This window comes from Spirochaetia bacterium, assembly GCA_022482625.1.
In the GTDB taxonomy this organism is placed as follows: domain Bacteria; phylum Spirochaetota; class Spirochaetia; order Sphaerochaetales; family Sphaerochaetaceae; genus Pleomorphochaeta.
On record JAKVOU010000001.1, the window covers coordinates 1,487,863 to 1,508,842 of the forward strand.

The window sequence follows — 20,980 nt, forward strand, 5'->3', positions numbered from 1 at the left end:
AATTGTTCATCTGAAAAACAGAAACACTGGCTATATCGGTAGTTGCGTTGAGTATTATGGCAACGTATACTGGAAATATCTCTACCGTTTCCAAGGAGGAAAGAACCATGCTGGCTGACTACAAAATCAAGGAATCAGAATTCAGTGAAGAAGAATTGAAGGCCCTGGGAGAAAAAGTTGCAGTGCTTCAGCAGAAAGTAAAGGAACAGCAGTTGCCTGTGATGATTCTGTTCGATGGTTGGGGAGCAAGCGGCAAGGGTGTGGCTATAAGTGACCTCATCAACAACCTTGACCCACGAGGGTTCAAGGTATTTACAAACAGAAAACCGACTGCAGAAGAAATGCGTTATCCCGTGATGAGGAAATTTTGGCTTCAGGCTCCTCCAAAGGGAAAAATGGCAATATTTGACCGTAGCTGGTACAGGGAAGTATCAAACGCAATCTTTGAAAGGGAAGATGCAAAGAAGCATATAGAAGAGCGTTTCGAAGAAATCCTTGATTTTGAAAACCAAATGATTGCAGATGGCTATCTCATCATCAAGATATTCCTTGACATCAGTGCAAAAAAGCAGAAAGACAGATTCAAGAAACTGGAAGCTGAAGAATCTACAGCCTGGAGAATCACCGAAGAAGATTGGAAACAAAACAACCACTATGAGACATACAGCAAGATATTTTCCCAGATGATTGAAAAAACTGACATGCCGAGAGCTGAATGGTATGTCATCGAAGCAGGGAAAAGAAAACAAGTACGCTATGAAGTCCTGAAACTTGTAGCCGGCAAACTAGAAGCTGCCCTTGCGGAAAAAGAAAAGGGAATTGATATCGCTGCCATCACGCCTCCCTTGCTTAAACCGACCAGGCCGGCACCGATACAAAAGCTCAAGGATATCGATCCGAACAAGAAGCTTGACAAGGATTACAAGAAAGAACTCAATGAACTTTCTCAGCAGCTGTTTCTTCTCCATAATGAACTTTACCAGAAAAAAATCCCAATGGTCATCGGTTTTGAGGGCTGGGATGCTGCAGGAAAAGGTGGTGCCATCAGACGTCTGACCCATGCACTTGATCCAAGAGGATATGAGGTAATTCCCATCGCTTCTCCTACACCGACGGAAAAGAGCCATCAGCACCTATGGAGATTCTATGAACATCTGCCAAAGAACGGCCATATTACCGTATTTGACCGTACATGGTATGGAAGAGTCCTCGTTGAACGAATCGAAGGATTCTGCAGCCAGGCAGAATGGGAAAGAGCCTATGAAGAAATCAACAGGTTTGAAAAGCTCTTGACAGACAGTGACACTATCGTTGTCAAATTCTGGCTTCAGATTGATAAGGATGAACAGCTGAGACGCTTCAATGTGCGACAGAACACACCGGAGAAGCAGTATAAGATTACAGATGAAGACTGGCGCAATAGAAAGAAATGGGATATCTATGAAAAATGTGTCAACCAGATGCTGCAGAAGACCAATACGAAACAGGCACCATGGGTCATCGTCGAAGCGAACAACAAACAATATGCCAGGATCAAAGTATTGAAGACCGTCATATCCCATATCAAGCAACGGCTCAAAGAAAAGGACTAGGAATCCTATCATGCATGATTTGACATAGCCGTATGGTACTGTTATCATTCCAGCCAACTATGTCAAAGGAAAAAGCACTGCAGACTCTCCAAGCCTTTGGTTTGGCAGGAAAAAGTATATTTTTTGCAACTTCCACTGCTACTGTCCAGTTGGCAGCCGAAGCGTTATCGGTTACTCCAGGACAAATAGCTAAGACAATGGCCTTCTATGGGGATAAAGAAGGAAAATCATTACTCATACTCTTGGCAGGAGACATCAATGTCAACAGCGGGAAGTTCAAACGCAGGTTCGGCTTCAAGCCGAAAATGGTAAAATCAGAAGACCTTGAATCTTATACAGGACACATGGCAGGCGGAGTCTGTCCTTTTGGTAATCCGGAAGGTACAAAGGTCTATCTTGATATATCCCTGAAAAAATATACGATGGTATATCCCGCCGTCGGCACAGACAACTCAGCCATTCCGCTGTCTCTGGATGAATTGGGAAAAGCCAGCGGAAGTCTTGGTTGGGTTGATATAGGGAAAGAACCTACTGCGGTTTTGTAAGCACAAACGGGTGTGGCAGCAAATCCCTGAAATCATAGACTTCATGGGCTCCCTTGCCTGTCTCGACAAAAGTAGTGTCACATAGATGTATTTTGGTATCATGCCGGCAGAATTCACAGAGCATCTGCAGACAGATTGCACACGGAGGTGCCGGCGGATTATCTTGGCTGACAACTACCAAATGCGAGATTCCAGATGCACCTTCCTCACTTATCATCTTCATAAGTGCACCTCTTTCCGCACAGATTGTTGCTCCGTAACTACCGTTCTCAACATTGCAGCCACCGTATATCCTGTTCGTCTTGCTACTTATGATAGCAGCCCCTACTTTAAAATGTGAGTATGCAGCATATGCATTGTCCCTAGTGGTATAGGCCACTTTGATTGCTGCCCCAACAAGTTTGTCGGAACCGCCAAGGACTTCGTTTGCCACTGCGCCGAATACCTTTTTTTCTCCACCCTTGCTCCTCAGTTCCACCAATGCATCATTGAAACTCTCAAGGTCGGTAAAAGGAGGGAATCCGGTGTAATCATCCAGAATGAAATCAGCACCGGCCCCAGACAAGTCAATGGACTTGAACGAACTGGTAATAGCCATGACGGTGGCTCCGGCACGTTTGCCAGCTTCTACCCCTTTGGTGCTGTCCTCGATGACCAGACATTCTTCGAGAGGGAACCCCAAGCCCAAGCCGGCAAGCTGATAGATATCAGGAGCAGGTTTTGTACGCTTGACCTTGTCTCCGGTTACAATAAAGTCAAAATCATCCTCTGTATATCCCAAGGTAGCTAGATTCATCTGCAGTTTTATCCGGGGAGCACTTGTTGCCACTGCAAATTTCAAACCCGCACCACGGGCAGCAGTTATAAACTGCTTGACACCCCCTATGGGATTGGCCCTTGAAGCTACTTCACAATAAAACTCATACAACCTTTTCTTGACTGCAGCAAAGTCAACATCCTTGCCGCATAGGCCGGCGATACCATTGATAAACAGGCGGTCACCTACCCCGATATACGTAGAATACACAGCAGGATCCATATCTATGCCAAATTCTTTGAATACTGACACAGCCACATCTTTCATCAGGGGTTCACTGTCCACCAACACACCGTCAACATCAAATAAAATTGCCTTGATCACCTATCACTCCTTTCGCGGAAAAAATACCCAATGCAACTTAAGTTGCATCGGGTTCAATCTTTTATCGCAGGCAAACACTGTCAGTCAATTCCAGCGCTTGCCCTTTTCCATCAGGGCCTTTTGCCTGATGAACCGACCATCACCAGGAAGTCCAAGATACATACCCTCACTCATGACAAGTCGCCCACGCAGATATGTCGTCTTGACTCTACCAGTGACATTTGTTCCCTCATATGCAGTATAGCCTGCAGCAGAATGAACCGTCTTACTATTCAATTGCCAACTTTCATCCGGATCAAACAATACGATATCCGCATCCGTCCCTACTCGAAGGCTCCCCTTCGTCGGCCAGAGACCAAAAGCCTTGGCAGGTCCAGTAGAAAGCAAATTGACAATCTGCGATAGACCGAATGCACCATGGTCAAAGGCAAATGTATGAATCAGCGGCAACATTTCTTCTGTACCCGGGATACCAGGGAAAATCGTCCTGCAGTCATGGCTTTCCAACTTTTGTGCCCTTGTAAAGGAACAATGATCCGTTGCTACGACCTGAATCTCTCCATTGATCAAGGCTTCCTGCAGCGCAAGATTATCCTCCTTGTCCCTAAGCGGAGGTGTCATTACATACAACGGGCCATCTTTCCCTTCCAGTTTGCTTCTATCAAGGAAAAGGTAATGCGGTGTCGTCTCTACAATCATATCCAAGCCCTGGGAGCGAAGGGACCTTACCATTTCCAGGCCTTTCTTTGACGAAAGATGCACGACATAGAGACTCATGCCGACATCCAGGGCAATCTCTCCCACCGTCTTGATTCCAGCAGCTTCGACTTCACTGGGCCTCAGGTCCGCATGGGCACTGGGAGCATAACCTCCCTTCCAGTCCTTGCCGATGCTTTCAATGAGAGCATCATCCTCACAGTGGACCGTAACCATCATGCCAAGTTTCTTGCAATCTTCAAACAGCTTGTGCAGTTCTTCCGGATTATCAATCAGATAGCCGACATTCTTATAAGTCGTGAAAATCTTGATAGTCCTTACGCCCATTTTCTTGAGATCAGCCAACTCATTCTCAATGCCCGGCCGATAGGAATAGACACCCTGATGCAGGGAAAAGTCTATTGCCATTTCCTTTCTCATAGCAGAAATACGTGATTTGCAACAGGCAGAAAGATTTCCCTGCTTGTCATCATCTGCAAAATCCACGACAGTCGTGACTCCCCCGAACGCCGCAAGCTTGCTACCTTCACGAAATGAATCGGCAGTAACCGTTCCGCGGCTGACCAGATGATAATGGGTATGGGCATCGATCAGGCCAGGCAATATACAAAGACCATCGGCATGGACAATCTCAGTGCCTTGAGGAAGAGAGGTTTCATCTATTTTGTTTGCAATATGCACGATCTTGGAACCTTCCACCAAGATATCTGCATGTCGGGTCCACTCAGTGTCAACAAGCAGACCGCCTTGAATCAATAAAGTACTACTCATAGGTATATCATACAGCGAATCAGCATAATTGGAAAGACAAATTGCATCTGCAGAATAGAAAACGGCTATTGCACACAGACAATAGCCGTTGCTTTACATCAGAAAAACCATTAGCTCAGTTATTTTCCGTCAAAGGAAAGTGTTTCTCGAGAAAAGCAAGATCAAGGGAAGGATACAGAAGGAATCTTCCAAGCAGATCAAGGATATTATTCTTTGCCTCTTCGATTATCTGCTTATCACAGGTAGCCCGCGACTTTGAAATCTGTCCGGCTCTTTTTCCTTTTGTAATGGTTGCAGGTTTGCTATGGGAGAGCACGGAAGCAATCACATCCGCAATTTCTTTCATCTCAGGTGCTCCCATGCCAAGCGTAGTGACTGCAGGAGTTCCGATCCGAAGGCCACTGGTATACCAAGGACCATTGGGATCAAAAGGAAGGGCATTGCGATTGAGTGTCACCCCGCAGAGCCTCAGGATCTGTTCAGCCTGCCTACCATTCAATCCGAACTTACGCACATCAAGAAGCATGAGATGGTTGTCTGTGCCATCGGTAAGAATGGGAATACCATCATCAATGCAAGCCTGTGCCAGCGATTTCGCATTCTCTACAATTTTTTGGGCATATGTACGGAAAGCAGGAGAAAGAGCCTCAGTCAATGCTATGCACTTGGCAGCCATGACATGCGGCAAGGGACCACCGATGACAAGAGGACATCCTTTGTCCACGGATTCTGCGAATTCCTGCTTGCACAGTACCATGCCACCACGAGGTCCACGAAGCGTCTTATGTGTCGTCGTTGTGACGACATCAGCCCAAGCAACCGGTTCAAAATCACCTGTAAACACCTTTCCTGCCACAAGACCGGCAAAATGGGCCATATCAACCATAAATACAGCTCCGACACTATGGGCAATTTCACTCAATTTCCTGAAATTTACCTTCCTCGGATAAGCAGAATAACCTGCCAAAAGAATAAGCGGTTTTATTTCCTTGGCCATCTGTTCAATTTCATCATAATCCAACAGATTCGTTTCCTTGTTTACCTTATAGCTGTAAGCATCAAACATCTGTGCTGAAACATTCTGGCGATAACCATGGGTAAGGTGACCTCCGCTGTAATAATCCATTCCAAGCAGCCTTTGGTTTCCACAGGCCTTACGGACACTGTCCCATTGTTCCCGGGTCATTTCAGAAGGATTACTTATGCCGATTTCTTCAAATTTCGGCATCTGTACCTTATGGTTCAGGATTGCCCAATAGGCACACAGATTGGCATCGGCACCACTATGGGGCTGTACATAGGCATGGTCAGCACCGAAAAGCTCACAGGCAGCACGACAGGCCTCTGCTTCAATAGCGTCTACGTTGTCACATCCTGCATAGAAACGGTGGTAAGGATAGCCCTCGCTGTATTTGTCAGTCAGCAGGTTACCCATGGCAAGCTGTACAGGCAATGAAGAAAAATTCTCGCTTGCAATCAGCTTCAGGTAAGTCCTCTGATCCGCCAGTTCATGTACAATCCTTCCCGCTACCAAAGGGGAAACTTCACTTATCTTTTCCAAGGAAGCAACGTAAGCTACCATGCCTGCATCGAGCTTCTTGCCTTCCTTTTCAGATAGATATTCCGTCAAAATCCTGTTGTCTGCCATTCTTTTCCTCCTGCTGGTTTTCCTTTGTCGTACAAAGGAAAACTACTCCCTCTCAAACGGACGTCGTGTGTATTTTCATGACAAACTACAGTATTGTCAATGCAAGCGGGAAAGCAATGTCCCAAAGTATTCAAGCAGTGCAACAAAAAACAGCAGACCTCTCATCTTCAAACTTCATATTGCCTGGTTTGCAACAGCAAAAAGTGAACAAATTTGCTTTATATCAAATTTGTTCTTGCCAATCAGTTAGTTTCACCCTATCATGCCTGATGAATAAATAAATTGAAAAGGATCATCATGAGCAATCAGAGAGAAACATTAGGCAGCAGGCTAGGATTTATCCTGCTGTCGGCAGGTTGTGCTATCGGCTTGGGAAATGTCTGGAGATTTCCCTACATAGTTGGAAAATATGGCGGAGCTACATTTGTAGTCATTTATCTGGCCTTCCTGCTCTTGCTGGGAACTCCGATCATGGTAATGGAATTTGCAATAGGAAGGGCTAGCAAGCAGAATATCGGCATAGCACTGAGAACGCTGGAACCAAAAGGAACAAAATGGCATCTGTACGGACCGATTGCAATCATCGGAAATTATTTTCTCATGATGTTCTATACTACCATAACAGGCTGGCTTTTTGCCTATGTCTACCATACTGCAGCCGGACATCTGTCAAATCTCTCAGCCAATCAGACAGGTGCATATTTTACGGCCATCACAGCTTCTCCCGGCCCACAGATCTTTTGGATGAGCATAGCCGTCATACTTGGCTTTACCATAGTTTCATTGGGACTTCAGCGGGGAGTTGAAAAAATTACAAAATTAATGATGAGTGCTCTGATCGTACTGATGGCCCTGCTTGCCATCAATTCATGCCTGCTGAAAGGTGGCGCAGAAGGACTCAGATTCTATCTCAGACCAACACTCGCTCCTCTGCGCAACAATGGCTTCGGTACGGTAATCTTTGCTGCTATGGGTCAGGCTTTCTTCACTTTGAGCCTTGGTATCGGTTCAATGGAAATATTCGGTTCGTACATAGGAAAGGACCATACACTTACAGGGGAAAGCCTAAGGGTCATCGCCTTGGATACATTGGTTGCAATTGTCAGCGGGTTGATTATCTTTCCCGCATGCTCGGCCTTTGGCATCAACCCAGGCTCAGGACCCTCTCTCCTGTTTGTCACATTGCCGAATGTATTCAACCAAATGAACGGTGGCAGGTTCTGGGGAACTTTGTTTTTCATTTTCATGAGCTTTGCAGCACTTTCCACGTTGATTGCCGTCTTCGAGAATATAATCAGCTATTGGATCGATGTCAGAAAAGCAAGCAGAAAAAAAGCCTGTTTTTTCAATGCATTGGCTTTGATAAGTCTCTCTCTCCCCTGCGTATTCGGCTTCAACATCTGGTCAGGATTCAAGCCGTTCGGCCCTGGCACCAACATACTCGACCTTGAGGATTTCTTTGTTTCGACGACATTGCTGCCTTTGGGATCATTGATCTTCCTTCTTTTCTGCTGCAGCGGAAAATTCGGATGGGGATTCAATAAATTCGTTACGGAAGCAGACGAAGGAAAAGGCATAAAATTTCCCAAGGGCACAAGATTCTACCTCACCTATTTTCTGCCGATAATTATCCTGGTCATTTTCCTACAGGGTTATTTCACCACATTTGCATGAAGGTAGCCTTCTGCCAAGAAAGCTTCAACCGTGGCAGTACAAGGACAAGGGGCAAGGCAATCCCAATTGACACTACTCTTGCTCCGGCCTATACTTCTGAAAGCGAAAACATTATTCGGATGGAGGGCTATGTGGCCAAAGAAGAAGCAATAGAAGTAGAAGGGCTAGTACGTGAAGCACTTCCCAACACCATGTTCCGCGTTGAATTGCAGAACAATCACGTTATCCTTGCACATCTGTCAGGCAAGATGCGCAAACATTACATCAGAATCGTACCGGGCGACACTGTCCGTGTTGCACTCTCCCCTTACGACTTGACAAAAGGTCGTATCATCTACAGGGAGCATTGAACTGCCTGCTATAGAAGTACCTTCGGCATAGCTCTTTCGGCTATGCCTTATTTTGCCTTAAGGATTACCCAAATGGCTCCACTGCCACCATAGCGTTCTTTTGGTGTATAGGCTTCTCTTACCAAGCCGCTCAACCTTATTTCTGAAAGGACAATTTCCCTAAGTACGCTTTTACCTGTATCATTATGCAGGCCTTTACCTGTGATGATGCTGATTTTCCTAAGCCCTGAAGCTTTGCTGCGGGCAAGGAATTCATGCGTCTTCAGACCTGCGATATCAGCAGTTTCCCCATGGAGGTCAAGCTCTGCCTGAGGCATAAGCATACGTAGCTCTCGAATTGAAGACTCTTTTTCAATTTTTCCATCACTTATCTGTTCAGCCTTTTCCTGACAGGCATCTTCATGTTTGTCCTTTGTCCATAGTCTGTAGATATCGCTGAAATCCTGACCTACAGAAACATTTTTGTCCTCCTGCTGATGTTTCTTTCCCTGATAGTCACTGAGTATCTGTCCGAATGGTTTGCTTGGTGTATATACCTGGCTTTTTACTTTTTTCTTTTCTGACAATTCAGGTAAAACTGTTTTATCATCCGGCTTACGCACGGAAATCCGAGCACCACCGGCACTCCAAGTCACAGTCTCTCCCTCTGTAGTCAAAAGAGGTTCCTCTTTTTTCCCTTGGGGAACAGCAATATGAGCAGCTTTTTCATTTTTCATGGGAGCGCTCACATAACCTTCCTTTCGAGGTGTTCCATCTGTTTCATCATAAGTCTGTACAGCTGCTTTTCCCTCTCCTTCAAATTCAGAGAGAATCTCACCGAAATTCTTGGTAGGAACATAGGTACTGGCTTTTTGCTTGGCCTTACCTTGTCTTTCAGCAGATACAGCTGATACGGTTCCCGGTTGGGGAACCTTTCCTGTTTTTTCCCATGCAGAGAGAATTGATCCAAAATCCTGCGTACCGACAACTTCAGATGACTTGACCTTGGCATCCTTCCCTCTCGAACGATGACGAATATTTTTCAATTCCCGGCCATTTTCCCAACTGTCAAATATATCTGCAAATGTAATATCAGAAGCAAATGTTTCTACGACCTGCTCCGATTTTTTCTTCTGCTGAGGCTTGACATCATGTACTTCTGTTTTTTTCTTCTGCTTATTCTGAAAGCTATTTTGAGTTTTATCCAATGCTGAAAAAGGACGAAATGTATCAGTATCGTCCGTCAAGATGGAAAGGCGGCCGTTTCCAGCCGTCTTACCTATACTTGCATCAGCCCGTTTGTTTTTCTGTTTCTTTGACATCAGACCTCCTGGGCATCAAGAATCTCAGATACCAATGGCTCAATGATCTGAAGTACCTTTGCCTCACTTGCCCCTTGGACCTTGAGCGTACAGATAGCATTGGAAGGATCAGTACCCATAAAAGTCCCCAAGGTAATGATGTTGATGTTTTCCTTTGCCAAAGCTGCAGAAATACGTGCAATGGTTCCGATCTTATCTTCGACAAGAAATGATATCCTGATTCCATAATGACGGGCACCGAACAATTCAAGCAATATCTTGAACATATCACTCTTTGTAATGATACCGATAAGTTTTCCATTTTCTATGACAGGCAGACAGGAAAGATCCTGGTCTACCATCATCTTGGCAGCTTCTTCGACAGTAACATCCTTGGTAATGGTTACCACATCCTTAGTCATCAGCTTTCCTACGGTCAACCGGCTGAGCAAGTATGCCATTTCATGAATAGACAAGGAACTGGCAGGAGAAGGGGTAGCATACAGGATATCTTTTTCAGAAATAATGCCTATCAGGTGTTTTTCCTCGTCCAAGACAGGAAGCCTATGTACCTTTTCATGTTTCATAAGAGCTGAAGCATCGGCAATGGACATATCAGGAGTTGCTGTTACGGGATTGCGGGTCATTCTACGTTCTATGATCATAAGCACACCTCTTCATTTTTCGTCTAGCTATGCCAATGATAACATTAATTCGGAAAAAACAAAACAGATTTTGCAACAATCAGCAATGTTGCCAGCCAAATCACAGGAAATATCTACATTGCAAGGCTGATACACAGGCCCAGCAGCCCTCCTAGCACAGATATGAACCAATTTCCTTCATCTGTTTCATTTATAGCTCTCCGATTACTTCCTTGATATCAGGAAGGCCAGTCCATTGTACAAAGGAAAGCACAGCTGAAGATTGCCTTTCCTCCTCCATCACGTGCTGGGCTACGGAAGCTTCCTGTATGCTTGTTACTGCAGTTTCCCTGACGTTGTCCAGTTCTTCTGATATCAACTGCACAGCAGGCATCCTACACCATTGTAAAAAAGAAATCGGGCCAGAAAAACCTTTCTGTAGGGAGGCATCATCACCTTTACCTTCCATACAAAGGTCAGTAGAAGTCAGCGAATCATCATTTTCGTCTGGAATAAAGGTACTGTCATCCCTTTCCTTTTCTTCGATTTCTTTTTTTTCAATTTCGACAGACTCTGTAGGTAAAACCGCTTTCTCTATCTTTTTTGGTTCTTCAGCTCTAGCCGGTTCTGTTGCCCTTTCCGATAAAGGTGGAAGTATTTCACAAAGAGGAATAGGCCTGGGTCTGTTCCCTTTCACCGACTTGCCATTGGATTGCAACTTCTCCATTTTCACAAGAAGGCAAATCGCTCTTCAAGGAAAAACGCCGTTCTTCACCTGGCTGAAAGGCAAATATCCAGTACACAGCATATGGAACAGACTGTCCTTCCCTGATCACCATCCTTGCAATATCTACGATGTCACTGCTTTTGTTGGTCAATATGACAACCGGATTTACAGCAGGACTGTCAATGTCAATCGTAAAGGCAAGTTTCTTGCTGTCAGGCGTTTTTGAAACCGATTCTGTATTTGAATGAAATGAAAAGTGAGACATGGTACAACCCTCCCACTCAAAGCGGCAAACGCTGTTGGACATTGTACTGGACCAAGGCTTCATGCTGTTGGACAGTCCAATCAGTTCCAAAAATCTGCAACTGCATAGTCCCTGCAACATCTTTCATAAACGAAAAAGCTTTTTCCAACCCAGGTTTTTTTGAGAGCGCAGGAGGAAAGACAGCCCTATAGACAATCAGATTTTCCTCTTCTGCAGTCATGAATACCCCTATTGCGTTGTTTGCCGACGGGACAAACAAAGCCTCGGCATTCAGCCGTGCAACAGATGTCAGCACGTCTTTCGTACAAGGGAAAAACAGCCGACAGTCCAAGCTTTCGCCACCGGAAGCTTCTGGATTCAATTTCATTTCCAAAAGAGAAGTATCATCTCCGAAAGGAAATTCTACCGAAAGCTTGTCTTTTTTCCAAGCGGCATGGACAACAGGAAAAACCGTACCCAGTTTCTTAGGCATTTTCCTAAGCAATCCCTGTTTCCACAGATAGGCTTGATAAATCGAATGAAGAAGAAAATTCCTATACACGACTTCTGTTCCAGGACACATCTGTAACATCTGGGAATCATAAGCCGGTGCTGAAGCATGGCAATGTTCGATCAAGGTCTGTATACCTTCACCGCATCCGGCAATCTGAAGGGCTGCAGCATAGACAACATGCATCAGTATCATGTCCTCCGGTACTTCGGATGCCACAAATCTCGTTGCTGCAAGGACTCTTTCCCTTCCACCGTAGACAAAACTGAAGAAAACGGCTTTTTTATTCAGGGTATCCAATACTGCCAAATTTTCCTTGGTGACTGAGAAACCAACGGCAAAATCAGTCTGCACATATATCTGCAGGAGTGCAGTATCCGAATCAGCAGAGAATTCTTTCACCACAAGCTTCTGGGCAACACCGTTCACCAGCCAAAAGAAGCCATCTTCCAACGCTACAAAAGCCTCAGTACCTACACCAAAGAAGGAAGACATCTTCTCCCGTAACCGCGATATTGCTTCGTCCATACCCGTCTCCTTCATTCTGACAAATGTTACATATCAGCTATATCATACCACAAAATACTTTCTATGAAAAACATAAAGGCAATGGATCATCGAAAATCCAAAAGAAAAACAAAAACCCCTATCCGACAGGACAGGGGAAATACATCCAGATACGACAACAATAGTCATCAGCCACCCAGATATGCCTGCTGGACCGTTTTGTTATCAAGCAGTTCCTGGGAAGGTCCTTCAAGGACTATCCTTCCGTTTTCCATGACATAACCGCTTGTTGACGCCTTGAGTGCAATCTTAGCATTCTGTTCGACCAAGAATATCGTGACCTTTTCTGTCTCGTTGATATACCTTATCTTTTCAAATATATCCTGGATGATAAGAGGAGCAAGTCCAAGTCCTGGTTCATCAAGCAGGAGCAACCGAGGAGAACTCATCATTGCCCTCGCTATTGCCATCATCTGCTGTTCACCCCCGCTCAAGGACTGGGTCTTCTGTTTGCGACGTTCGCCAAGGATTGGGAAAAAGTCAAACATTTCTTCCTTTTTCTCACGTATCTGCTTGTCATCACGGATCAGGAAAGCTCCCATATCAAGGTTTTCCTCAACTGTCATTTCCGTAAATACCCGACGCCCTTCAGGAACCAAAGATATACCCTTGCCTGCAATAAGTTCAGTAGGCAAGCTGGTTTTCCTATGCTGGGAACAGATGACCTGTCCATCATAGGTTATAGTACCGTCCCCTAATGGTTCCAAGCCGACGATTGCTTTCAGCAATGTGGATTTACCTGCCCCATTGGCTCCTATAAGTGAAACTATATCACCTTTTGCAACATGCATGGAAACACTGGAGAGAGCTTTGATATTGCCATATGAGACACCGATACCTTCAATAGTCAAAAGATCACTCATCACTCCTCCTTTCCCAGATAAGCCTCAATGACTTTCGGGTCATTCTTGATATCAACAGGAGTTCCCTGGGCTATTTTCTGTCCATAATTCAGCACGGTTATATTGTCACAGATATTCATGACCAATCGCATATCATGTTCAATCAACACGACGGTAATACCCATATCCCGAATTCTTCTGATAGTTTCCATCAGATGCTCAGTTTCCTGAGGATTCATACCCGCAGCAGGTTCATCCAAAAAGATAATCTGGGGCTCACTGGCCATAGCCCTGGCAATTTCAAGTTCCCGTTGATGCCCATACGGCAGATTCTTAGCCAATTCGTCCGCTATTGTTTCCATGCCGAAGAACTTCAAATAACGCATTGCAGTCTCAACCATCTGGTCCTGCTCTTTTTCCAAACGGAAATAGCTTCTGAAAATATTCATAAGACGTCCGGTATGAGGGTCTGTTCCTGTTCTGAAATGCCTCCCGACCAAAACATTCTCCAAAACGGTCATGTCCTTGAACAATCGGATATTCTGGAATGTACGAGCTATACCAAGCCTGCAGATCTTATGTGCAGGCAGGCCGGTAATGTCTTTTCCGTTAAAAAAAACTGTTCCCGAAGTCGGTACATCCAATCCAGTCATATTATTGAAAAGTGTTGTCTTGCCAGCTCCGTTGGGTCCAATCAAACCGGTAATCAGTCCCTTGCGTGCAACAAAATCGACTTCATTGACCGCAACTACTCCTCCGAAAGCTTTGGTGAGACATTTGGTTTCAAGCAAATCCATCAATCAGCCTCCTGTACAGAATCCTTGCGCACACTGCCGATCTTTGATACATCTCGGCCAAGCAGTCCTTGGGGACGCCATATCATCATGATCACCAGAATCAATCCAAACATAACCTGCTTGAACTGCGGTGGGATAACTGAAGACAGACCAGTAAGCTGCGGAAAATAACTTATGAACTGGATGATAAAGGCACCTATGATGGAAGCCTTGAAATTTCCCATTCCTCCGAGAACCACCATGCACAAGACCATGATGGAAACCATGAACGTATAGGAACCAGGGGAAACCGACAAGGAAAAGGCTGCCTGCAGGCTTCCTGCGATTCCCGCTACGGAAGCACCTATTGCAAATGCCCACACAGAGTATTTCGTTACATTGATACCGGCAGACCTGGCTGCAATCTCATCTTCCTGGATAGCTTCAAGAGCACGTCCCATACGTGACCGGCCAAGCCGCTCAAAAAGAAAGTAAGCAACCGCAACCATGATGATAACCATGATAAGGAATGCTATCTTATGATAAGGATTGATAGTGAAACCGAAGATTTTCGGCATAGGAATCCGTTGGATGCCCATGGGGCCTCCAGTCAACTTATCCCAGTTGTTCAATACGTTCCTGACTATTTCCCCAAATCCCAAAGTGGCAATTGCAAGGTAATCGCCTTTCAGCCTGAGTGTAGGCAATCCTATCAAAATACCAAAAACTGCCGCTAAAAGCGCAGCAGCAGGCAAGGTCGCCCAGAATGACCACCCAAGCTGGGTAGTAAGGATAGCTGTCGTATAAGCACCGATGGCATAAAATCCAGCCTGGCAGAGACTGAGCATACCGCCATATCCGGTGATAAGGTTCTGCCCCATTGCCATAAGTGAATATATACCACTGTAAATGATAATCAACAGAAAGAAATTCAGCATCAGACTTTCTCCCTTGTAGCTTTGCCAAGCAAACCTTCCGGTTTGACCAGCAGTACAATGATGAGGATTACAAAGGAAATGGTATCCTTCATAGCCTCCGGAATACCGAAGACAGCGACACCGAAGGTTTCCAGCACGCCCAGAAGAATACCACCGAGCATTGCACCTCCGATATTTCCGATTCCTCCGACAACAGCAGCGACAAAGGCCTTGAGACCAAGCATCATGCCCATGGAGGGATAGCATTTGTAGTCAAGGGCTATCAGCATACCGCCACAGGCAGCCAATGCAGAACCAATGGCAAAGGTCATGCCGATGACTTTGTCGACATTGATACCCATCAGACGTGCGGTATCCTGGTCAAGGCTTGTCGCTCGCATTGCCTTACCGCTCCGGCTGTTGTCTACAAAAAGTTTCAGACAGATCATCACAGTCAGGGACATGACAAGAATCATGATCTGGTGGGGAGTAATGACTACCCCTTTGATGTTATACGGTGCATTGTTGAACGGATAATCCAACTTTCTGCTTTGGGTACCCCACAGCCAAGCAGCACTGTTCGAAAGGATGAAGGAAACACCGATTGCAGAAAGCAAGGGAGCAAGCCGGGAAGCACGTCTCAAAGGTCGATAGGCGACCTTTTCCACAATCATGCCAAGAATCCCCGTTGCAACCATCGATACAATCATAGCAAGAAGAAAAGCTATGAAAGTCCATGCACCAAGCGGAGCATTTCCCCTAAGGAAAGTAAAAGTAAAAAGACCTATATAGGCCCCTACCATCATGATATCACCATGGGCGAAATTGATGAATTTCAGAATACCATACACCATAGTATACCCGAGGGCAATCAGGGCATAGATACCGCCCAAAGTCAGTCCATTCATCAAATGTTGGAAAAACTCAGACAAAGAAACCACTATGGGACTCCTTATTATCATCCTGTATCAGGAAAAATGTCATTAGCCGTTTATACGGCACGGCTAAGCCTGAAGAAATGCATCGGGGACCGGCTTTAGCCGGCCCCCTACCGGAAAAGCCAAGTTATTCACTGACTTTTACGAGCTTTCCGTCCTGTACTGAGTAAGCTCCCAAATATTCGGGAGTCGTACCATTGACCTTGTAGATACCTTGGTAGGCAACCAAATCACCGTTCGATGCAAAGTTGACGGTACCAGAAACACCAAGGAAATCCTTGGTAGCAGCAACACCATCGCGCAGGGCGATGCGTTTTTTTGCAAGCGAATCCTTAGCAAAAGAAGCATCAGCAACACAATCCTTAAGAGCTTCCATCATGATATTTGCCGCATCATAGGCATTGGTGGCAAATGAATCAGGCTTTACATTGTATTTTGCATTGTATTCTTCGACAAATTTGGTATAGGCATCGCTGGCCTCGACCTTTGCAGGTCCGACATAGATGACGCCATCAGTAAAGTTACCGGCAAGGTTATATATCTCAGGATTTGAGAAGCCGTCGCAGGAAAGGAAAGGAGCTGTGATGCCAAGCTGTGAGGCCTGTTCAAGGATCTGGGCCATTTCTACAGTATAGTCCGGAATATAGATGGCATCAGGATTCTTTGCCTTGATCTTCGTCAGCTGGGTCTTGAAATCCTTATCGCCCACCTGACAGGATTCAGCAGCAATGATTTCTCCACCAAGTTTTTCGAATGTGGCACTCATGCTTTTGTAAAGCCCCTGCGAGTAATCATTCTTGGCATACAGTACGGCCAGTTTCTTATATCCGAGATAATCATGGAAATAGTAACCGGCAACTTCTCCCTGCAAGCCATCGGAAACTACCGTACGGAAGATATAGTCACCGATCTTGGTAATATCTGCATGCGTAGCACTGGGAGTAATAAGCACAATCTGTTCATTCTGGCAACGTTCACCGACTGCAAAAGTAGAACCAGTAAATACAGGTCCAAGCAAACCAAGTATCTTATCGGAAGAACTGAGTTTCTCAATTGCAGAAAGGGCTTTCTCATTATTTCCTTCACTGTCTTCAGCGATAATTTCAACCGGAACACCATTGATGCCACCGGCTGCATTGAATTTTTCAGCAGCAAGCTGTACAGCGTTGTTGCACAGCACACCATAGTTTGCATAGTCACCGGTAAGAGGACCGATAAAACCTAATTTATAACTGGAAACCTGCTCACTGTTGCCATTGGCAAAAAGTGCCATGGCTGAAACAGCAGCAACCGCCATCAAGGATAAGATTTTTTTCATCATTATTTCGGCAGAGAAACTTATCTAAGACAAGCAGACTGCCTTCCTCCTGTGAAAGTAATCAGGGATTCTCCGAAACCCTAAAGATGCGATTCTACGAATCCGATACAACCCAAAAAAGGCTCCCACTGTATCATAAATCCGTGAAAAAACGTATGATAACAGAACAACTTCGGTTCAGTCTGTCTATTTATACAATATCTCGTATTAATATTCAATTATTTTCCAATTTTTTTGAATGTATGGCAAAACAGTGATACACAATGCTTTAGTTACTAGTCATTTTTACCTTAATTTGTATCTTTTAAGGTAATTTTGGTTACTTGTTACATCAAAAATGTTACAGAATTTACTTTATAAGTATTGTTATCCAGAGAACAATTATCTGACAATATGTTTCAATTTGAATCAATATCGAACAGAAAATCTTTTCCAAAACAATATCTAACACAAATATATAAAGAAAAAAATAATTTACATTGAAAAATAGCTCCGCTTACCCAAGGGTCTGATAAAATATCTGAATCTATAGCTATGGTTTCCTGTTTCAGTAACCATGGAATTACAGATTAGCAACAGAATCCGACTGAGAAAAATATCGAAATTTTTCATTATTATATAGGAAAGGCCCGCACCTTCCCGCAATTTGTAAAAAGACTTAGGTTGTGGACCGTTTCACAAGCCAGACAGGCATGACGGTCTTGATCGGTACTGTTTCACCCTGAATTTTTCCGATGAGGATTTCTACAGCCTGTCTACACATCTGGTCAATAGGCTGGTGGACAGTCGTCAAGGTAGGATAGGTCAGCTGTGCAATCTCCACGTCATCAAAACCAACCAATTTCAGTTGTTGGGGAACCTGTTTACCATACTTCAGACAGTATTGCAATACCTGGGCAGCAATTACATCGCTTGTTGCGAAGATACCGTCAAGTTCAGGATGTTCCCTGAACATCTGGGCAATCAAGTCATGGTATTCCAAGTCATTGAACTGTTCCTCTTCAGTCTGATATAGCAAAGGTTCAATACCTCTTTCCATACAGCTATCAATAAAAGCCCGGGTCCTGTCATCTGCAGGTAAATTCACATGCTTGCTTCCGCTGATAATTGCTACATGAAGGCATCCTTTTGAAAGGAGTTCCTCCGTAGCCATTTTCCCTCCTTGGTAATTGTCACAAAGTATTGCGGGAATCTTATCTGAAACAGCCCGTTCCAAAGTCACCACAGGAAGCGTACCCAGATGCTTGTCAATGCCACCGGTCCTTGTGCAAAGAATCATACCTGAAACTTTGTTGGATTTCAGCATTTCAATATATTCCTGTTCTTTATGCACATCATGGAGAGAATTACATACCATAAGCTTGTAATGCTGTGCAGAAGCATATTTTTCAAAGTAATTCAGGCAAGCAGAAAAAAACGGATGTAGCAAAGCTGGAACAATTACCCCGATGATATGGGTATTTTTCTGTACCAAAGCCCTTGCTATGGCATTAGGTTGGTAATCCAATTCCTTCATCACCTGATAGACTTTCTGCCGGGTCTTGTCACTGATATATCCCCGGTTGTTCAACACTCGAGAAACAGTGGTAACGGTAATTCCTGCATGCTCCGCAACATCTTTGATTGTAGCCAAAACAGTCTGCTCCTTTTTATCAATTGCCAAAAGTGCTGATCTTCTTACAAAAAGGCATAATCATTTTTTAAAACACCATTCAAATCCATGATTTGGTACATATGCCCAATATAAAAGAAAGAAAAAAACTATAGGATTATCATTGACAGCAAAGTTGTTCCCCTTCTCTAAAAATATGGATCGTATCCTGAACTTCTGCAAGTATCCTCTTGCTTTCAATCAAGAAAATTTCATGTAGCCATACATTTTCCGATTATCGGAAACAAAATCCTCCCTTCATTAATGCGACATTAAGCTTACCTAGCAAAAAGAAAAATGATAACAGAAAATATGTATAGCTTTTAATATCAAACGTTTAACATATTTTTCCCCAAAAACAAGGCATGTTTTCTTTTGTACATCTCACTCTAATATTCTATTTCATAGGTCAAATTCTTGAAATCAGCTGTCAATGAAATGCAATCATTGCCATTCTTCCACATCAATTTCAATTGTGAGGGAGAAATAATCTCCTGAGAGAATTCCCCATCAAACGCAGGATGTTCATTCCTCAGTTCCATCAATGAAATCAATTTCTGTACTACAGGGCAATGTACTTGATCTGCAACTTCTTCATTGGAATAAGCATGCCTGTTAATGTTTCTTCCTTCTTTTGTCTCCTCCAAGAGACGTAGATCATTTTTTCCTGCAAGCATACCGACATAATACACTTGCGGAGTTCCTGGAGCAAAAAACTGGACAGCACGGGCAAGCAGATACGACTGGTCGTCATTACCAAGAGCAGAATAATAGGTACAGTTGATCTGGTAGATATCCAAGTTGTTGTAAGCCTCAGTGTTATATACACGTTTTACATTTGCACCATAAGAAAAAAGATGGTTCTTCGTTGCTTCAATTTCCTCATCGGAAAGCAATCCATATACATCTACGACACCGATTCCATCATGGGTATCAAGCGTTGTGTACTGGTTCCTTGGGCAAATGGAAAACCAATGATACAAATTGGCAGCCTGACCAAAATAAATGGCATGCAGCAACAGCATCGGAAGTGCAAAATCATATACAGCATAGCCTTTCTGAGCTATTTTCAATTGCATGGAATAGTGTTCATGTACCTCTGGCATTATCGTAGCACCATATGGCAAAACTATCTGCCTGCACATCTCAAGCAATTGCCAGATTTCAGGCTCAATGAAAAAACAAGAAGTATCAGCTTTCTTGATTGCATAGGCAAAGGCATCAAGCCTCATTATCCTTACCCCATGGGAAGCCAGGCGTATCAGATTTTCCTTTAGGAATTCCTTACCTGTTTCAGTTTCCAAATTCAAATCTATCTGTTCATCGCTGAACGTACACCACACATTCCGGCTACTCCCATCCTGCAGTGTTACTTGCCGATATGGCGCTTTCGGTTTCCTCTTGTAAATCTTTGCAATCTGGGCAGAAGTAGGTGTTTTTCCCCAAATATGATCGAAATCAATGAACAGATCGTTATAAGGAGAGGCATCTCCTTTCTGGATAAAATCCATAAAATATCGGCTTTTTGCTGAAATATGATTGATCATGTAATCAGCCATAAGCAGATAGTCGGCAGATAATTCTTCAACATCCTTCCAGTCTCCGAATTGTGCATCGACTTCCGTATAGGTTGTCGGAGCAAACCCATGGTCACCGGAAGAAGGGAAAAAGGGAAGAATATGGACTCCCCCAACAGCCTTTCTGAAATATGTATTCAGATTCCTATGCAGGTCCTGGATATTATTCCCCAGTGAATCAGCATATGTTATTAAAATAATCCTATTTTTATCCATGCCTCAAGATTTCCTTCCGAACCAGTATATGTTCCATATTTCATTATGTCAAACGTTTGTTATAATTTACCTGTAGAAACAGTAGCTATAAGCCAATACAGGACAAACCATCAAATTCTAAAATATCCAAAATCATTTTTCAGTGAAAAAACTACATATATTTTTTACATTATCCAGTTGCATTGAATACCGGAGGATGCTATAAGGAGAGTGTCGCGTTCCCGCATGGGAATGTCTGATTACACACAAGGAGGCCCTCAATGGACAACCCTAACGGTAGTAGAAGCCAGAATCAGGATCACCACTCGTGTGCAAGGATATGTACCGTCTGATG

At 44.1% G+C, this 20,980-nt stretch carries 19 protein-coding genes; 4 read left to right on the plus strand and 15 right to left on the minus strand.

Going from position 1 to position 20,980, the window contains the following annotated elements; translation table 11 throughout:
• Nucleotides 1-107: 107 nt before the first annotated feature.
• Complete coding sequence (gene pap, locus LKE40_06805; GenBank protein ID MCH3917158.1) at nt 108-1,592, plus strand: polyphosphate:AMP phosphotransferase; 1,485 nt, start codon at nt 108-110, stop codon at nt 1,590-1,592.
• A gap of 32 nt (nt 1,593-1,624) precedes the next feature.
• On the plus strand, nt 1,625-2,137 hold the full coding sequence (locus LKE40_06810; protein MCH3917159.1) for a YbaK/EbsC family protein: 513 nt from the start codon (nt 1,625-1,627) through the stop codon (nt 2,135-2,137).
• Here LKE40_06810 and cdd read toward each other — a convergent pair.
• From cdd to LKE40_06825, 3 genes are all read right to left on the minus strand, one after another.
• Nucleotides 2,121-3,278 (minus strand): cytidine deaminase, encoded by a 1,158-nt coding sequence (gene cdd / locus LKE40_06815; protein ID MCH3917160.1) that lies wholly within the window; start codon nt 3,276-3,278, stop codon nt 2,121-2,123. The two genes, LKE40_06810 and cdd, sit on opposite strands and share 17 nt — an antisense overlap.
• 84 nt (nt 3,279-3,362) lie before the next feature.
• Complete coding sequence (locus tag LKE40_06820) at nt 3,363-4,766, minus strand: amidohydrolase family protein (protein ID MCH3917161.1); 1,404 nt, start codon at nt 4,764-4,766, stop codon at nt 3,363-3,365.
• A gap of 115 nt (nt 4,767-4,881) precedes the next feature.
• Nucleotides 4,882-6,414, minus strand: a complete 1,533-nt coding sequence (locus LKE40_06825) for a glycine hydroxymethyltransferase (GenBank protein MCH3917162.1) — start codon at nt 6,412-6,414, stop codon at nt 4,882-4,884.
• Nucleotides 6,415-6,711: 297 nt separating this feature from the next.
• Here LKE40_06825 and LKE40_06830 point away from each other — a divergent pair, with 297 nt between their 5' ends.
• Together LKE40_06830 and infA are read left to right on the plus strand one after the other, a co-directional pair.
• Complete coding sequence (locus LKE40_06830; protein MCH3917163.1) at nt 6,712-8,088, plus strand: sodium-dependent transporter; 1,377 nt, start codon at nt 6,712-6,714, stop codon at nt 8,086-8,088.
• Between the two features lie 119 nt (nt 8,089-8,207).
• Entirely contained in the window at nt 8,208-8,438 is a 231-nt protein-coding gene (gene infA / locus LKE40_06835) for a translation initiation factor IF-1 (protein ID MCH3917164.1), read from the plus strand.
• A 47-nt stretch (nt 8,439-8,485) separates the two neighbouring features.
• On the opposite strand, the gene LKE40_06840 is transcribed toward infA, so the two are convergent.
• The 12 genes from LKE40_06840 to gtfA all read right to left on the minus strand — a co-directional run bounded on the left by LKE40_06840 (nt 8,486) and on the right by gtfA (nt 20,646).
• On the minus strand, nt 8,486-9,739 hold the full coding sequence (locus LKE40_06840) for a Smr/MutS family protein (GenBank protein MCH3917165.1): 1,254 nt from the start codon (nt 9,737-9,739) through the stop codon (nt 8,486-8,488).
• On the minus strand, nt 9,739-10,383 hold the full coding sequence (locus LKE40_06845; protein MCH3917166.1) for a CBS and ACT domain-containing protein: 645 nt from the start codon (nt 10,381-10,383) through the stop codon (nt 9,739-9,741). Before LKE40_06845 ends, LKE40_06840 begins: the two co-directional genes overlap by 1 nt.
• 190 nt (nt 10,384-10,573) lie before the next feature.
• Nucleotides 10,574-11,089: a hypothetical protein gene (locus LKE40_06850; protein MCH3917167.1), complete on the minus strand. Its 516-nt coding sequence runs from the start codon at nt 11,087-11,089 to the stop codon at nt 10,574-10,576.
• The gene (locus LKE40_06855) at nt 11,022-11,354 is read right to left on the minus strand and encodes a hypothetical protein (GenBank protein ID MCH3917168.1); all 333 of its coding nucleotides are present in this window, start codon (nt 11,352-11,354) and stop codon (nt 11,022-11,024) included. The genes LKE40_06850 and LKE40_06855 overlap by 68 nt, the downstream gene beginning before the upstream one ends.
• 16 nt (nt 11,355-11,370) lie before the next feature.
• Complete coding sequence (locus LKE40_06860; protein ID MCH3917169.1) at nt 11,371-12,372, minus strand: hypothetical protein; 1,002 nt, start codon at nt 12,370-12,372, stop codon at nt 11,371-11,373.
• Between the two features lie 167 nt (nt 12,373-12,539).
• A complete protein-coding gene (locus LKE40_06865) occupies nt 12,540-13,274 on the minus strand; it encodes an ABC transporter ATP-binding protein (protein MCH3917170.1) in 735 nt (244 codons plus the stop codon).
• Nucleotides 13,274-14,050 carry an ABC transporter ATP-binding protein gene (locus LKE40_06870; protein ID MCH3917171.1) on the minus strand — a complete coding sequence of 259 codons (777 nt, stop codon included), beginning with the start codon at nt 14,048-14,050 and terminating at the stop codon, nt 13,274-13,276. Before LKE40_06870 ends, LKE40_06865 begins: the two co-directional genes overlap by 1 nt.
• A complete protein-coding gene (locus LKE40_06875; GenBank protein ID MCH3917172.1) occupies nt 14,050-14,967 on the minus strand; it encodes a branched-chain amino acid ABC transporter permease in 918 nt (305 codons plus the stop codon). The genes LKE40_06870 and LKE40_06875 overlap by 1 nt, the downstream gene beginning before the upstream one ends.
• Nucleotides 14,967-15,908 (minus strand): branched-chain amino acid ABC transporter permease, encoded by a 942-nt coding sequence (locus LKE40_06880; GenBank protein ID MCH3917173.1) that lies wholly within the window; start codon nt 15,906-15,908, stop codon nt 14,967-14,969. Before LKE40_06880 ends, LKE40_06875 begins: the two co-directional genes overlap by 1 nt.
• A 103-nt stretch (nt 15,909-16,011) precedes the next feature.
• Nucleotides 16,012-17,205: an ABC transporter substrate-binding protein gene (locus LKE40_06885; protein ID MCH3917174.1), complete on the minus strand. Its 1,194-nt coding sequence runs from the start codon at nt 17,203-17,205 to the stop codon at nt 16,012-16,014.
• Between the two features lie 655 nt (nt 17,206-17,860).
• On the minus strand, nt 17,861-18,835 hold the full coding sequence (locus LKE40_06890) for a LacI family DNA-binding transcriptional regulator (GenBank protein MCH3917175.1): 975 nt from the start codon (nt 18,833-18,835) through the stop codon (nt 17,861-17,863).
• A 407-nt stretch (nt 18,836-19,242) separates the two neighbouring features.
• Nucleotides 19,243-20,646, minus strand: a complete 1,404-nt coding sequence (gene gtfA / locus LKE40_06895; protein ID MCH3917176.1) for a sucrose phosphorylase — start codon at nt 20,644-20,646, stop codon at nt 19,243-19,245.
• Between the last annotated feature and the right edge of the window lie 334 nt (nt 20,647-20,980).

Excerpts from the sequence above, each read along its gene's own strand:
- pap (MCH3917158.1), top strand. The coding sequence starts at position 108 with ATGCTGGCTGACTACAAAATCAAGGAATCAGAATTCAGTGAAGAAGAA.
- LKE40_06810 (MCH3917159.1), top strand. The coding sequence starts at position 1,625 with ATGGTACTGTTATCATTCCAGCCAACTATGTCAAAGGAAAAAGCACTG.
- LKE40_06820 (MCH3917161.1), bottom strand. The coding sequence starts at position 4,766 with ATGAGTAGTACTTTATTGATTCAAGGCGGTCTGCTTGTTGACACTGAG.
- LKE40_06825 (MCH3917162.1), bottom strand. The coding sequence starts at position 6,414 with ATGGCAGACAACAGGATTTTGACGGAATATCTATCTGAAAAGGAAGGC.
- LKE40_06830 (MCH3917163.1), top strand. The coding sequence starts at position 6,712 with ATGAGCAATCAGAGAGAAACATTAGGCAGCAGGCTAGGATTTATCCTG.
- infA (MCH3917164.1), top strand. The coding sequence starts at position 8,208 with ATGGAGGGCTATGTGGCCAAAGAAGAAGCAATAGAAGTAGAAGGGCTA.
- LKE40_06840 (MCH3917165.1), bottom strand. The coding sequence starts at position 9,739 with ATGTCAAAGAAACAGAAAAACAAACGGGCTGATGCAAGTATAGGTAAG.
- LKE40_06845 (MCH3917166.1), bottom strand. The coding sequence starts at position 10,383 with ATGATCATAGAACGTAGAATGACCCGCAATCCCGTAACAGCAACTCCT.
- LKE40_06850 (MCH3917167.1), bottom strand. The coding sequence starts at position 11,089 with ATGGAGAAGTTGCAATCCAATGGCAAGTCGGTGAAAGGGAACAGACCC.
- LKE40_06855 (MCH3917168.1), bottom strand. The coding sequence starts at position 11,354 with ATGTCTCACTTTTCATTTCATTCAAATACAGAATCGGTTTCAAAAACG.
- LKE40_06860 (MCH3917169.1), bottom strand. The coding sequence starts at position 12,372 with ATGGACGAAGCAATATCGCGGTTACGGGAGAAGATGTCTTCCTTCTTT.
- LKE40_06865 (MCH3917170.1), bottom strand. The coding sequence starts at position 13,274 with ATGAGTGATCTTTTGACTATTGAAGGTATCGGTGTCTCATATGGCAAT.
- LKE40_06870 (MCH3917171.1), bottom strand. The coding sequence starts at position 14,050 with ATGGATTTGCTTGAAACCAAATGTCTCACCAAAGCTTTCGGAGGAGTA.
- LKE40_06875 (MCH3917172.1), bottom strand. The coding sequence starts at position 14,967 with ATGCTGAATTTCTTTCTGTTGATTATCATTTACAGTGGTATATATTCA.
- LKE40_06880 (MCH3917173.1), bottom strand. The coding sequence starts at position 15,908 with ATGATAATAAGGAGTCCCATAGTGGTTTCTTTGTCTGAGTTTTTCCAA.
- LKE40_06885 (MCH3917174.1), bottom strand. The coding sequence starts at position 17,205 with ATGATGAAAAAAATCTTATCCTTGATGGCGGTTGCTGCTGTTTCAGCC.
- gtfA (MCH3917176.1), bottom strand. The coding sequence starts at position 20,646 with ATGGATAAAAATAGGATTATTTTAATAACATATGCTGATTCACTGGGG.